The sequence below is a fragment of the Ralstonia sp. 1B3 genome, from assembly GCF_036631435.1.
Window position 1 is genome coordinate 15,914 of sequence record NZ_JAPNUG010000010.1, and the last position, 14,497, is coordinate 30,410.

The 14,497-nt window shown below is 61.7% G+C and carries 10 protein-coding genes and 3 pseudogenes; 5 read left to right on the top strand and 8 right to left on the bottom strand.

What is annotated here, in order from left to right; all coding sequences use genetic code 11:
• Position 1: 1 nt before the first annotated feature.
• The 3 genes and pseudogenes from OWR21_RS02645 (at position 2) to OWR21_RS02650 (ending at position 1,470) form a co-directional block, all read left to right on the top strand.
• Positions 2–880: an SDR family NAD(P)-dependent oxidoreductase gene (locus OWR21_RS02645; RefSeq protein WP_332394547.1), complete on the top strand. Its 879-nt coding sequence runs from the start codon at positions 2–4 to the stop codon at positions 878–880.
• 276 nt (positions 881–1,156) lie between these two features.
• A pseudogene (locus OWR21_RS12550) lies at positions 1,157–1,264 on the top strand (cupin domain-containing protein); the annotation flags it as partial.
• Positions 1,261–1,470, top strand: coding sequence for a hypothetical protein (locus OWR21_RS02650; RefSeq protein ID WP_147215214.1), 210 nt, complete (start codon positions 1,261–1,263; stop codon positions 1,468–1,470). The pseudogene OWR21_RS12550 and the gene OWR21_RS02650, both read left to right, overlap by 4 nt.
• Before the next feature lie 24 nt (positions 1,471–1,494).
• Here OWR21_RS02650 and OWR21_RS02655 read toward each other — a convergent pair whose 3' ends face one another.
• The 5 genes and pseudogenes from OWR21_RS02655 to OWR21_RS02675 form a co-directional block, all read right to left on the bottom strand.
• A complete protein-coding gene (locus OWR21_RS02655) occupies positions 1,495–2,163 on the bottom strand; it encodes a TetR/AcrR family transcriptional regulator (protein WP_332394548.1) in 669 nt (222 codons plus the stop codon).
• An 88-nt stretch (positions 2,164–2,251) separates the two neighbouring features.
• Positions 2,252–2,878 carry a TetR family transcriptional regulator gene (locus OWR21_RS02660; RefSeq protein ID WP_332394549.1) on the bottom strand — a complete coding sequence of 209 codons (627 nt, stop codon included), beginning with the start codon at positions 2,876–2,878 and terminating at the stop codon, positions 2,252–2,254.
• A 27-nt stretch (positions 2,879–2,905) separates the two neighbouring features.
• Positions 2,906–4,402, bottom strand: a complete 1,497-nt coding sequence (gene adeC, locus OWR21_RS02665; RefSeq protein WP_332394550.1) for an AdeC/AdeK/OprM family multidrug efflux complex outer membrane factor — start codon at positions 4,400–4,402, stop codon at positions 2,906–2,908.
• A gap of 11 nt (positions 4,403–4,413) precedes the next feature.
• Positions 4,414–7,565 (bottom strand): annotated as a pseudogene (locus tag OWR21_RS02670) (efflux RND transporter permease subunit).
• 14 nt (positions 7,566–7,579) lie between these two features.
• Positions 7,580–8,772 (bottom strand): annotated as a pseudogene (locus OWR21_RS02675) (efflux RND transporter periplasmic adaptor subunit).
• A gap of 1,076 nt (positions 8,773–9,848) precedes the next feature.
• Between OWR21_RS02675 and OWR21_RS02680 the strand changes: the two are divergent.
• Complete coding sequence (locus OWR21_RS02680) at positions 9,849–12,116, top strand: dockerin (protein ID WP_332394551.1); 2,268 nt, start codon at positions 9,849–9,851, stop codon at positions 12,114–12,116.
• A 374-nt stretch (positions 12,117–12,490) separates the two neighbouring features.
• Here OWR21_RS02680 and OWR21_RS02685 read toward each other — a convergent pair whose 3' ends face one another.
• Complete coding sequence (locus OWR21_RS02685; protein WP_332394552.1) at positions 12,491–12,697, bottom strand: hypothetical protein; 207 nt, start codon at positions 12,695–12,697, stop codon at positions 12,491–12,493.
• A 369-nt stretch (positions 12,698–13,066) separates the two neighbouring features.
• Here OWR21_RS02685 and OWR21_RS02690 point away from each other — a divergent pair, with 369 nt between their 5' ends.
• Entirely contained in the window at positions 13,067–13,240 is a 174-nt protein-coding gene (locus OWR21_RS02690; protein WP_186829288.1) for a hypothetical protein, read from the top strand.
• Between the two features lie 91 nt (positions 13,241–13,331).
• Here OWR21_RS02690 and OWR21_RS02695 read toward each other — a convergent pair whose 3' ends face one another.
• Together OWR21_RS02695 and OWR21_RS02700 are read right to left on the bottom strand one after the other, a co-directional pair.
• On the bottom strand, positions 13,332–13,949 hold the full coding sequence (locus OWR21_RS02695) for a helix-turn-helix transcriptional regulator (RefSeq protein ID WP_332394553.1): 618 nt from the start codon (positions 13,947–13,949) through the stop codon (positions 13,332–13,334).
• A complete protein-coding gene (locus tag OWR21_RS02700) occupies positions 13,904–14,401 on the bottom strand; it encodes a hypothetical protein (protein WP_332394554.1) in 498 nt (165 codons plus the stop codon). The genes OWR21_RS02695 and OWR21_RS02700 overlap by 46 nt, the downstream gene beginning before the upstream one ends.
• Positions 14,402–14,497 lie beyond the last annotated feature (96 nt).

The following is a 14,497-nucleotide window of genomic DNA, read 5'->3' on the forward strand; positions in this document are numbered from 1 at the left end:
CATGCCGAAATATGATTTGACTAATCGAGTGGTGGCCATCACCGGCTCCACTGGCGGCTTGGGATCAGCGCTCGCCGCGGCGCTGCGCGCCAAGGGTGCCCGCCTCGCATTGTTCGACCTGGACTTGGCACAGGTCGAGGCGCAGGCAAGGATCTTGGGCGACCCGTCCCTAGCCCGCGGCTGGACCGCCAACGTGCGCAGCATGGAGAGCCTGGAGGCGGCCATGGCGGAAGCCGCGGCGCATTTTGGCAATATCGACGTGGTCATCGCCAACGCAGGCATCGACACCGTGGCGCCCATGGCTACGCTCAACCCGGAGGCATTCGAACGCGTCATCGACGTCAACCTCAACGGCGTCTGGCGCACCTTCCGCGCCGGGCTGCCCTACGTGCAGAAGCGGCAGGGCTACCTCATGGGCATTTCGTCGATGGCTGCCTTCGTCCATTCGCCGCTCCAAGCCTCCTACACCGCCAGCAAGGCAGGCGTTTGGGCCCTGTGCGATAGCGTGCGGCTGGAGTTGCAGCATCTGGGAGTCAGCGTCGGCAGCGTGCATCCGACCTTTTTCCCCACACCGATGATGGACGACGTCGTGGCCGATCCGGCGGGCCGTGCCTTGTGGGGCGGAAATGACAAAGGCCTTTGGAAAATGGTTTCGCGCGAATCCGTCGTGCGCGACATTGTGGCCGGCATCGAGCAGCGCGCGGACATGGTGGTCGTGCCCAAGCGAAATACCCTCATCGCGAAAGCGCCAGGACTCTTCAGGCGCTTTATCGAGCGCGCCGGCTTCCGAGGCAAAAACATCCAGCAAGCCATCGAGCTGGCATCGTCCACCGGATGGAACTTGCCCGCCGAAGGTCATGGCCGTCATTCCGGCAAATGACGACGTATCGCATGACTTCGAAGCGGGCTTGGTAGACCGCATGCGGAATGCGCTCAGTCACACCGGGTAGCGCAAGCTGCGCGTGCCACGATGCGAACAGAGATGACATGGCCGCAACTCACCGGGCGAGTTCAAGCGGCGCATTGACGAGTGCACGCTTGCCCGGAGGGGCAAGGGCGCGGTGTCGCGTGTTTTGGCCTGATCCACAAAATAAAGTCCGTGGGAGAGGGTGCTGCCAACCCATTGATCTATAAAGGGCGTCAATGCAAAAAAAGGGCCAACCGCTTCAACCGGCCCTGCCGAATGCTGTTTGTGCTGATCGACGGAGCTTATGAGCCGTCCATCGCCCAGGCATTGCAGGCGCGGCAGGCGGAGGAAGCATGAAATTCGCCACGCTTGCGCATACGGCGACCGACGGCCGACTGGTACTCGTGTCGCTTGACCTGCACCACGCGGTGGATGTCGCCCACATTGCCCGGTCGCTCATCGATGCACTCGAGCGCTGGGACGACGTGACCCCGGCATTGCAAGCGCGCTACGACGCGCAGCCCGCCTTCATTGTTGAAAACAGCCCCTTTCGGGCGTTTTGAAACCGTCTCTTAGGGCAGGGCGATTCAATCGGCCAGAGTGCGTCTTTCTTTGGTTTGTGCCGACCGCCCTCGTTTGGCCCTGGTTCCGGATTTGGCGGTTCCATATGCCGCCATGAACACCTCGACTGCATGCGCGATGATCTCCGATATGCGGGCGCGGCTGATGTCCACAGGCATGCCGAACAGGCACAGTTCCACGCATTCCGCCTCATACAGAGCATGTAGATGCGCTGCGGCGACGTCCGGGTTGGCACGCTTTAGCTTGCCGGCTTCCATGGCCTCGGCGATGAACTCGGTCAACATACCCCAGCCGATCTTGGGGCCGCGTTCATAGAAGGCGCACCCCAGGTCGGATCGATTGCCTTCGCCGATGGCCAGACGGCGGATCGCAAGAATGGACGGCTGTAAGATCGCATTCAGGTAGTGCTCGCCAAACACGATAAGCGTGTCGGCGATCGGACCAGTCGCTTTCAACTGCGCAAAGGCGTCGCGAATCTCGTCGGCGGCGGTGCCACTCATGATCTCCGCGAACATCTCTTCTTTTGAGCTGAAATAGTTGTACAGCGTCGCCTTGGATGCGCCCGAGCGGGCCGCGATATCTGACATCGAGGCCTGATCGAAACCGACCTCCATGAACACGCGAAAAGCGGCGTCAACAATGGCTTGCCGTTTCTCTTCTGTCTTTTTGCGCATGCATGTTTTCCTGATCCTGTGCCGCATCACCGCAGCGAAAACGAGAGTGTATGCCATCGACCACGCCGCAATGATGCGAAGACCAGCGTCAGCCGGCTTCCCCAGGCGCGGTCTGATGGGTGTTCTCTATGCCGTCAAAGAACGCCTGCAGACATGGCTGGATATCAATGTGCTCACCATCGGCAACCGCGCCGGCGTGGTCCCACAACAGTCCGATGCCAACGGCATGCAGGCAGCGTGCGGCTGCCTCCGGTGTCATGTCGGCCCGGAGTTGATTGCGCCTGCATGCGGCGCGCATCACGTAGTCTAGGTTTGCGATGGCGCGCGCCTTGATGCGAGCGATGTGGTCGATCGCTGGCTGAGGCCAGGGGGCGCAATCCGGTTGCCGCAGAACAAGGCGCAACACTGGCCACTGCCTGCTGTCCCGCGCGGATTGCGTCAACTGTGCAAGCAGTTGTGCATGAAGGTGCTGCAAGGGCCGCGGATGCACGGCATAGCCCCACAGACTGTCGCCGGGGTCCAACGGCCAGCGCAGGCCAACAAGGACGGCTGCCACAAGCGCCGGCTTGCCGCGGAAATGCCCGTACACCGCTCCGCGTGTGACGCCCGCTCGCACCGCAACATCTTCCAGGGTGGTGGCATGGACACCGTGCTGGCAGAACACCGCAATGGCGGCATCGATCACGCGCTGGCGGGTCTGCGCTGCGCCAGCCACAGTTCGTCTCACCATCGATGCGATGCCTCAGACGCCTGAGGCCCGTGGCGTTGTGGTTGCAGCCGATGCGGGTGTGCCGGTGTTCTCTACCCAGCCGCCGCCAAGTGTCTTATAGAACGTAGCCAGGTTGGTGAAGCGCGACAGCCGTGTGCTGATCAAGTTTTGCTGCGCCGTATAGAGCGAGCGCTGGGCATCCAGCACGTTGAGGTAACTGTCGACGCCGCGCTTGAAGCGTGCGGTGGCAAGGACGTAGCTCTCCGCTGTGGCGTCTACCAGCGATTGCTGCGCATCGAGCTGCCGGCCCAGCGTGCTGCGCTGCGCCAGCGCATCGGACACTTCGCGGAAGGCAGTCTGGATGGCCTTCTCGTACTGTGCCACAGCAATGTCGCGGTTTGTCTTGGCGATGTCCAGATTGGCGCGATTGGCTCCGCCGTCAAAGATGGGCAACGAGATCTGCGGCCCGAAGCTCCACGCTCCCGAGCCTGCCTTGAACAGGCTTCCCAGGCTGGCGCTGGAAGTGCCTGCCGATGCCGTGAGACTGATGCTGGGGAAGAACGCCGCCCGTGCAGCACCGATGTTTGCATTGGCTGCCTTCAAGTCATGCTCGGCCTGCAGGATGTCAGGCCGTCGCTGCAGCAGGTCAGACGACAAGCCGGGCGGAATGGTGGCCAGTACGCTGCCGGCAGCCGCCGATGCATCGGGCAGCGATGTCGGCAGCAACTCCACGGGCACATCGGCACCCACCAGCAGCACCAGTGCGTTGCGGTCCTGCTCGACCTGAGCCGTATAGCGCTCTACGTCCACGCGAGCGCTGTCCACGCTTGTCTGCGACTGGCGCAGCGTCAGCTTGGACACGGTGCCCAGTTCATAACTGCGCTGGTTGAGCTGGTAAGTGTTGCTTTGGCTGGCAAGGGTGTCCTGCGCTAACTTGAGCTGGTCCTGGTCTGCGGCAAGGGTCAGATACGCGGTGGCGACCTCCGCAATCAGGCTGATCTGGCTGCTGCGACGCGCCTCTGCGGTGGAAAGGTACTGCTCCAGCGCCTGCGCGCTGAGGCTGCGTACGCGCCCAAAGAAGTCCAGCTCGTAGGCGCTGAAACCCAACGTGGCGCTGTAGCTGTGTGCCACCAGCGGCTGTCCGATGCCAGAGAGATCGGCAGGTGTACGGCTGGCACTCTCGCTGCCACTGGCCTTGACGGAAGGAAAGAGCGCAGCGTCCTGCACACGATACTGCGCGCGGGCTTTCTCGATATTGAGCACGGCGACGCGCAGATCCCGGTTATTCGCCAAGGACAGCTCAATGACCCGTTGCAGCTGTGGATCGGTAAAGACTTGGCGCCAGCCGATCTGGGCTACCGGCGAGGCAGTCTTGTCGTCGGGGTTGTCTGCAGAAGGCGTTGCACTGGCGACATCGGCAAAGGCGGCGGGCACAGGGGACGCCGGCTGTTGGTAGGCTGGCATGAGGGTGCAACCGGTCAGCATGGCGGCCAAGGGGAGCAGCGTGGAGGAAAATGGAAAGCGGATCATCTCGAACGTCCTTACGAGGCAGCAGCGTCGGCCGGTTGGGCATGGACGGGCGTCGTAGCCGAGCCACCCTTGAACAGTCCCCGCACCAGCACAAAGAACAGCGGCACGAAAAAGATGGCAAGCACTGTGCCGGACAACATGCCGCCGATGACGGCGACACCGAGCGCGTGCTGTGCACCAGCACCGGCACCCGTGCCCGTCACCATTGGCACCACACCGAGGATGAACGCTAGGGATGTCATCAGAATCGGCCTCAGGCGCATGCGCACAGCGGCCATGGCGGCATCGACCAGGCTCCTGCCGTGCTCGTTGAGCTCCTTGGCGAATTCAACGATGAGGATGGCGTTCTTGCACGCCAGTCCGATGGTGGTCAGCAGGCCAACCTGGAAATACACGTCGTTCATCTTCCAGGTGAGCACGGCACCCAGCAGCGCACCGAACACGCCCAGTGGCACGACCATGATCACCGAGAGGGGATCGCCCAGCTTTCGTACAGCGCGGCCAGACATAGGAACACGATGAGAATCGACAGCGTATAAAGCAGGGTGGTTTGCCCAGTGGAGGCCTTCTCTTGCATCGACAGACCCGTCCACGAATAGCCGATGCCGGCCGGCAGTTTTGCGACGGCATCTTCGACGATGGCCAGCGCTTCGCCGCTGGAGGCTTTGCCTGGCATGCCCATGCCCAGGATTTCCATGGACGGCACGCCGTTGTAGCGCTCCAGGCGCGGGGAACCCGACGTCCAGTCCACCTTGGCGAACGCCGTGAACGGGACCATGGTGCCGGCGCTATTGCGCACGTACCACTTATCGATATCGCCCGGGTTCATGCGGTAGGGCGCATCGGCTTGCAGCATGACTTTCTTGACACGGCCCCGGTCGATGAAGTCGTTCACGTAGCTACTGCCCCAAGCTGTGGCGAGGGTCGTGTTGATGTCGGAGATGGAAACACCGAGCGTTTCGGCCTTGTGGGCATCGATCTTCAGTTGAAACTCGGGCGTGTCTTCCTGCCCGTTGGGGCGTACGGCTACCAGGCGTGGGTCTTTGGATAGCGTACCTAGCAACTGGTTACGCGCCTGCATCAGCGCGTCGTGGCCGAGGTTTGCGCGGTCTTGCAGCATCAGATCAAAGCCGGTGGCGTTGCCCAGTTCTGCCACGGCGGGCGGCGCAAAAGCGAACACCCGGGCATCGCGCAGCGTGGCAAAGAAACCGAACGCCTTGTCCACGACACCGTTGACGCTGAGCGCCTCGCCCTTGCGCTCGTTCCACGGGCGCAGCTTGACGAAGGCAAAGCCCATGTTCTGGCCACTGCCGGCAAAGCTGAAACCCGCCACGGAGAACACGCCTGAAACCGCTTCTTTCTGGTCAACCAGGAAGTGGTGTTCCACTTGGCGCAGCACGTCTTCGGTGCGCGCGTTGGTTGCGCCCGGCGGCAGTTGCGCCAGGACGAACAGCGAGCCCTGGTCCTCATCCGGCAGGAAGCCGACGGGCAGCTTCATGAAGCCAACCACGACCATCGCGAGCAACACGCCGTAGATCATCATGTAGCGCCAGCCCTTGCCCAGCATGTGGCGCACGATGCCCTGATACCGCTGATTGCCGCGGTCGAAGGTCCGGTTGAACCAGCCGAAGAAGCCGGTGGTGGCCTGGACGTGGCCTTTCTCAACGGGCTTGAGCAGGGTGGCACATAAGGCAGGGGTGAGCACCAGCGCGACCAGCACCGACAGCGTCATCGCCGACACGATGGTGATCGAGAACTGCCGGTAGATCACACCCGTCGAGCCCTTGAAGAACGCCATCGGTACGAACACTGCGGCCAGCACGAGTGCAACGCCCACCAGCGCGCCCGTGATCTGCCCCATCGACTTGCGCGTTGCCTCCTTGGGTGAGAGTCCTTCCTCACTCATCACACGCTCGACGTTCTCCACCACCACGATGGCATCGTCGACCAACAGGCCGATGGCCAGCACCATGGCAAACATAGTCAGCGTGTTGATGGTGAAACCGCACGCAGCGAGCACGCCAAACGTGCCAAGCAACACCACCGGCACTGCGATGGTCGGGATCACCGTGGCGCGGAAGTTCTGCAGGAACAGGTACATCACCAGGAACACCAGCACGATGGCCTCAATCAGCGTGCGCACCACCTCTTCGATCGAGATGCGGACGAACGGCGTGGTGTCGTATGGCTTCTGCACCTTCATGCCTGGCGGGAAGAAGCGCTCAAGTTCGGCCACGCGGGCGTCGACCGCCTTGACGGTATCGAGTGCGTTGGCGCCCGTCGCCAGCTTGATCGCAAGGCCGGCGGCCGGCTTGCCGTTGTAGCGCCCGACCGTGTTGTAGCTCTCGCTTCCCAGCTCAATGCGCGCGACGTCGCGCAGGCGCACCTGAGAGCCATCGGTCTGCGTGCGCAGCAGGATGTTGCCGAACTCATCTACGGTCTTGAGGCGCGTTTGCGAGGTGATGGTTGCGTTGATCTGCTGGCCTGCCGATGCCGGCATGGCACCCAGTTGGCCGGCAGAGATCTGCGCGTTTTGCGCCTGGATGGCGTTCTTTACATCCAGCGGCGTCAGGCTGAAGTTGGACAGCTTGTTGGGGTCCAGCCAGATGCGCATGGCGTACTGCGAGCCGAACAGCGTCGTGTCGCCCACACCCTCCACCCGGCTGATGGCGTCCTGCACGTTGGCGGCCACATAGTCGGACAGGTCGGAACCGTTCATGCTGCCGTCTTCTGAAGTGAAGGCAAGCACGTTCAGGAAGTTTGTGGCGGATTTGGCGACCTGCACACCTTGCTGTTGCACCTCCTGCGGCAACAGCGGTGTAGCCAGCGCGAGCTTGTTCTGCACTTGCACCTGAGCGGTATCCGGATCCGTGCCGTTTTCGAACGTCAGCGTAATGGTGGCGGTGCCGGAAGACTCGCTGGTGGACGCCATGTAGCTGAGGTGATCCAGCCCCTTCATCTTTTGCTCGATGATCTGGGTGACGGTGTCTTCCAGCGTTTTGGCTGATGCGCCCGGGTATGTGGCCGTGATCGACACCGCCGGCGGTGCGATGCTCGGATACTGCGCGATGGGCAACGTGGCAATGGCCAACGCACCCGCCAGCATCACGATGATGGCCAACACCCACGCAAAGATGGGGCGGTCGATAAAGAAGCGTGCCATGGTGGTGTCCTGAATCAGTTGGCGGCCACGGTCGCCGGCTTGGTGGTCGCCGGCGTAGGCGCCTTCGTTGTCCACGGCGTTGTCTTGACCTCCGCGCCGGGCACGGCACGCGGCAAACCGTCCACCACGAGTTGATCGCCCGCGCGCAGGCCGGTGCGTACGAGCCATTGGTCGCCGACGGTGCGGTCGGTTTCCAAGGCACGCCGCTGCAGCTTGTGGTCGGCTCCCACCACATAGGCGAAGGGCTTACCTGTGCTGTCGCGTCCTACGGCCTGCTGTGGTACGAGGACTGCCTCATCCTTCACGCCTTCGGCCAGCACCGCACGCACGTACATGCCGGGGAGCAGCACGGCATTCGGGTTGGGGAACACGGCGCGCAGGGTCACCGAGCCGGTGTTCTGGTCGACCGTGACATCGGAAAACTCGAGCTTGCCTTCCAGCGGATAGGTGCTGCCGTCTTCCAGCTGCAAACGCACTGTAGCTGCAGTGGCGCCCGTCTTTTGGAGGTCGCCTCGCGCCATGGCCTGCTTCAGGCGCAGCAGTGCGGCGCTGGATTGCGTCACATCAACGTAGATGGGATCGAGTTGCTGAATCGTGGCCATCGCGGTGGTCTGGTTGGCCGTTACCAAGGCGCCTGGTGTCACGCTCGATTTACCGATGCGCCCGGAAATGGGCGCATCCACGCGGGCGTAAGCCAGGTTGATGCGACTGGTCTCTACGTTGGCGCGGGCGGCTGCCACATCGGCTTCGCCCTGGGCCAGGGCGGCCGCGGCATCGTCGTAGTCCTGCTGGCTCACTGCCTGGATGGCCACGAGCTCTTTGTAGCGCTCGGCCTTCAGGCGCGTGGTCTTGAGGTTGGCCTGCGCCTTCGCCAGCGCGGCCACATTGCTGTCGTAAGTGGCCTGGTAAGTGGCGGGGTCGATCTGGTAGAGCGGCTCGCCCGCCTTGACGTCGCTGCCTTCACGGAACTTGCGTGCCTTGATGATGCCGTTGACCTGCGGACGCACATCTGCAATCAGAAACGGAACGGTACGGCCGGGCAACTCTGTACTGAGTGCCACGCGCTGGGATTGCACAGTCATCACGCCCATGGTTGGCGTGCCTTCTGCGGGGGCGGGCCACCGGGGGGCTTGCCGCACGCAGCAAGTAGAGACGCTGCCGCAAGCGCGGCCAGAAACGGGGGCATAGCAGATGGGATCGGGCGCATGACAGGTTCCTGAGTATTCGGAGCATCTAAAACTAAACTGAACGGTATGGTATGAATATGATTTCGTGTGGTCAAGATCGCGCGCTTTCTAGATCGGAAATAGTGCGTTTCGGCTTCGACACGTTCTTTTCGATAGACCGTTATCCGTTTCAGAACCCACACGCCGTGGCGGAGCGAAACGAAGGCGTGCTGGCGCCGTCGTGCTGGAGGTGGTGTTGCTCGGCAACCAGTGGGAGCAAGGCGGCTCTGAAGCTCAGCCTCCCGCTTCACGGGTGTCAATGGCAGTACGAAGCTCCCGCTGAGCACGTATGGAGGCATTTAAAGTGTGCGATCGAGGGGGCTGCCAGCGACATTGCCAACGGGTTGTTAGCGCTCTTTTTCCGCTCACAGAGTCGTGGCGTACGCGGGGGCGTACGCGTCGAAATGCTGAAATAATCTCAGCATGCTCGTCGGCTTCTTGACACGCACAAAGGTGGCGTGGGATACGACACGTGCAAACGCGGCACCCCACTTCCGTGGGGGGCAGGCTCCTGTGTCAGTGCCGCAGATTTGACGACAACAAGAAGTTGGGAGGGTGTATGAGCAACAAACACGGACCACCAGCACCGCTGGCGGGCTGCGGAGCAAACGATTGGCGCAGCCACTTCACGATCCGAACGAGGGTCTTCAGGGCGGGCCTCATGAACGACGCTTTGACTTAACGGGCCATCCCCAGACTCCGAATCAACTGCGGCGCGCTGAGCGCTGTCCAGACAGCGCAGTGACTCGCTAGGGGCGGAGCGCTCCGTCGCCTTGCGTGTTATCGCAAGGCGCGACACTCACTCGCGGGCTGCGCTTGCCTCTCTTTATCGTGAAAACCACCATGTTGCTGACAAGCAAGCAATTCTTCGTAACCGTGTCCGCCGCCTTGCTGCTCGCTGCGTGCGGGGTGGCGGCAGTGATGCCACAACAACCGCGCTCTCTACGGGCACGACATCAACCTCGCCAGGTACGGGTGCAATGCCAACCCCTACGCCAACGGATGGTTCTGGCGGCACGTCTTCGGGCGGGGCAGCACCTCTGGCCCGACGCCCGCTGTGGCTCCGTCCACCGGTTGGGCCAACGTCAAGATGGGCGGCGGCGGCTACGTGCCCGGAGTGGTCTACCACCCGACCGTGGCCAACCTGCGCTATGCGCGAACAGACGTGGCCGGAGCCTACCGCTGGGACAACGCTGCCGGCAGCTGGACCGCAATGACAGACGGCTTCAGCCGCCTTGATGGCGGCTACGTGGGTGTTGAAAGCCTGGCGGTCAATCCGTCGAATGCCAATGCCGTCTACATGACAACGGGCATGTACACCTCATCCGGAAACGGGCGTTTCTACTACTCGTCCAATCAGGGCAACACGTGGAGCTACGTCACGCTGCCGTTTCCCGTGGGCTCGAACAACCAGGGCCGGGCGATTGGCGAACGGCTGGTGGTTGACCCGAACCGGCCTTCGACCATGTTTTATGCGTCCCGCACTGCGGGGCTCTGGAAGAGCACGGATGCCGGCATGCACTGGAGCCAGGTCGGCTCGCTGTCGTCTTACGTGATGAGCTCAACCGATATCGCCAACGCCAACCAGGGCAGCCCCATTGGCGTCGAGTTTGTCGTGCTGGACGCCACCGTTCCGACCACAGGCTTTACGCCGACGGGCAACGCGACCCCCACGATCTACGTGGGTGTGGCGCCGGACTACAAGGGCCTGGCGGGACTGGGCTCGTACCTCTACAAATCGACCGATGGCGGATCAACGTGGTCGGGCGTTTCGCTGCCCACTGCAGTCACCAGCGCCATTGCGAGCAACCAGCTCCACATTCCGCATCTGGCCCGCGCAGCTGACGGCATGCTGTACGTTCCGTTCACGACTGGGCCGGGCCCGGGCAGCGGTGCGCCATCGCTCCTTTACAAGTTTGACGGCGGCACGACGTGGACAAAGCTCATCGCCTCCGGCGAGGGTCAGTACTTCGGTGGTATCGGTGGCGTTTCGGTGCAGGGCAGCGGTGCGACTACAAAGATCGCGTTTGGCGTTTCGGGCACATGGGGCGACGCAGCCTGGGTGCAGGTTGCCATGCGCTCGGCCGATGGCGGACAGACGTGGTCGGAGTTCGGCCGGTCAGGCGATCTGAATGGAACTCACAACTTCCATGACGCAACCGGCACGACAGGTGCTTCGTCGCCCGAGTATTGGGGCTGGACGGACGATCTCCAGATCGATCCCTTCAATCCCGATCATGTGTCTTATGTGACGGGCGGCGGCGTGTGGTCGACGCGCGATGCGTTCTCCTCGTCAACACCGCACTGGAGCTTCGACGTCAACGGGATCGAGGAGATGATCAACCTCGCGATGGTGGCGCCGCCGCCTGGTGCATCCTACGTACTCGCCAGTGGGCAAGGGGATACCGGCCTCTACGTCCACACGTCGCTGACAGCGGCGGCGACGCGATCACCCAATCTCGGTGCGTCGCCGGCTCTTGGCCGTGGCGGCAACGGAACCGGTATCGACATGGCCTGGAACAATCCGGCCTACATCGCCGCAGTCGGAACATTCGGTACCTCTAAGGGGGCCTATTCGACCGACGCCGGCGCCAGCTGGACGAGCTTTGCGAGCGTGCCTCCGGTGGCAGCCACCCACTCGGGTGATCAATCCAGCGTGGTGGTCACGGCGGATGGCGCCAACGTGATCTGGGCAATTGCTGGTGCAGTGCCGTACTACACCACCGACAGCGGCGCCACATGGACCGCAACTAACCTGCCGGCTCCCGCTGTCGCATATCACATGGCGGCTGACCGCAAGAACCCGCGCAAAGTCTACGCTTACGAGCATGGCGGCAACTGGTGGTATCCGTCCAACTCCGGCAAGTTCTACTACTCATCCGACGGTGGGCACACCTTCAGCGCCAGTTCACAAACGTGGGCGCCCAATGGCTTCAATGTGACGGACTTGGCGGTCAACCCCTTTGCCGAAGGAGACCTCTGGCTGGCCGACGCCAATAATCTCTGGCATTCCGTCGACTCTGGGCTCACATGGACGAAGCTGACCGGCATGGCGACGGTGGGCGCGGAACCCACCAACGTACACGGTGCTATCAAGGTCGCTCTGGGTGTGCCCGCCACGGGGGCCGCGTATACGGCAGCCGTTTATCTCGTGGGAACGATCAACGGCAAGGACGCCGTGTATCGCTCCGACGACAAGGGTGCGAACTGGACTCGCATTGATGACGACGCGCACCGATATGGCGGCGTCTCCAGGATCGTGGCCGACACCACCGTCTACGGCCGCGTGGTCATGTCGGGCAGGGGTATGCTTTACAACTACTGAGCGGCCAGCGCCACCGTCTGATGGCGCTGAGAATGTGCGGTGCGCTAATCCAAAGGAGTCCATCTCCTGGCGCACCACGCCATAAGCGCGGCGGCAGACCACATCGTGCCGGCATGGGCGGATGATCCCGCCTTTGAGCGTGTGTTCAGCGTACTGCGACTGCTTTACGCCCTTGTTTTGCGGTCCTAATTAACTGCGATGCTTCAGTTATGGCGATGCTATGCAGCGGACGAGTGGGCAGTCGACATTGCTCAAAGCTGCTACCGAGCTTCAATCGTACTTTGTCTTTCTCAGAATAAAGATGGCGAGGCGACGCACGGTCGCTTTTCAAGTTTGCGGGCGCCCCTCGGCCATTAAAAAGTACAGAGAAGGTCTTAGTGCTTCTGTACTTTTGCGCTGCCGGCAATATCGTCAGCCGTCGACTTGATCTTATGGGCGAGGTTTGAGAAGAATGCATCCATCTTGTGCGTTGCATTCTCGAGGTTTTGATTCGGAAGCTTGTCGGAGCCGCCTGCAATCTTCGGTGGGTGGGAAACGTGGTGACCGGCGAGTGCGTTCGAAATTTTGCTAAAAATGCTCATGTTAACTCCTGGTTAAATAAATCAAGTGACCGAATAATTGGCTGGCCAGGTAGGAATTTAATCCGGGTTTCCGAAGGCCCAGGCAAGATTTCAGAATATATTAAGACAGACGCGAAATTCCGGTTCGTAGCGCTGAAATGCCGCTTGTTTTGTGCGTGAAAATTAATTGGTCGACGGTCTGATTGTGGTGTGGGCCATATTTTTCGGGTTCGGCTGCATCTTTTCGCCGTTGTCGTTATTAATACAATTGCGCCGAATTAACCTATTTGAGCCAGACCGATTGTGCCTAAGGGTTGTTCCCGTATGGGGGTTTCATCGGGTCTGGCAGACGTTATCTTATTTTGTTCGATGTCTTAAACAGGAAAAATCATGAAGAACGTGATCTGCTGCTTGGTGCTTGCTTTGACCAGCACCATCTTTGCGCAAGCGTCGTACGCTCAGGCCGCCGACATGGCCAGTCAGCAAGGGGGCGGCGCTTCGGATATGCAATCGTCTTCGGGCGGCGACATCTGGGGCTCGGCTGCCTGCATGGGCTGCCACTGAGCCCGCTGAAGGCGTGAGCTGAGTGCAGCTCCGTGGGGCCGACGTCAGCACAGTCCGTCAGATGGTGATAAGACCATTTGCAGGGCTTGCGCTACACGTCGGCGCCGCCCAATCCGCAGTCCGAAGCATTGCGGCGCTCAGGCACAGGATCCGTTGACTGAATCCGAACCACTACTTGTCCGATGGCCGATCTCGATTCGATCCCGAGTTTGTCGAAGATCTTCGCCACGTAGATTCTCACTGTCCAATAGCTGATCTTCAGCGCCATGGCGATCTGCTTGTCAGACATGCCCTGCAAGATCAGATGGCTGACTTCAGCTTCTCGCCAGGTCATGTCGAAGTACTGGACAAACCACGCAGCCGAACCAACGGTGTCCGCCAGGAGGTGCACGGTGGTGCATCCCGGGATCAGGCTCGCGCCATCCGTCCAACGTTCGACACAGAGCACGAAGCCGCTCCACGTCATATGGGTCGAGACCCCTGCACCGATCAGGGATAGCAGGCCGCACAGCGCATCTCGCCTTTCTCTTCCCAGACTTGCGAGCAGCGCGCGTGCCCGGCGATTCGGCTCCGGGGGCCGCGCGGGCTTCAGCACAAAACGCGGGTTGCTTTCTGAGGCGGCATTGCCTTGCGGGCGGCTCGCTTGGCGCAGTCGATGCGCGTTCAACAGATACGGCTGGAGCAACTGAAGCAGCGTTTGCTCGCGCACGCCAAAGCGTTTTTTGGATCGCTGGTGCCGAACCTGTAGTCGAGCAGCATGCCGGTGCCATCTTCCACAGACATGCTGATGCCGGGATACGTCCGATGGCGCGTCAGAAAATCAGCAAAGTACTCTGTGCGCCCCAGCGCACGGGCGTCTACCAGACTTTCCACAATCAATGGCCCTGGGCAGCCCCGCAGCAAAGGTGAGATTGGGTCGACGGCCTGGAAGTGGTTCCGGTATTCCGCATGCATGCTGGCGTCCCGCCCCCAGCCGCCGGGCTCCACCAGCACGCGTCCCTCGTCACGCCAGACCAGGTGCCCGACAACGTCCACATGTAGAAGCGCGCCCAGCGCTGCGACGAGCTCCGGGCGGTGCACAAAGCTATGTGCAGACGCCTGCTGCAGTTCTGTAGCAACGTGCAGTAGCGCGCGGACATCATCTGTGCAGAGGGTCGTCATGCTGCCGGGTAGAGAACGGGCGGGCATCGCGCCAGTGGTCCTTGGATGCATTTTTAATTGAGCCGGCCATCCATTTCAACTAGCCGCGGCCGCATG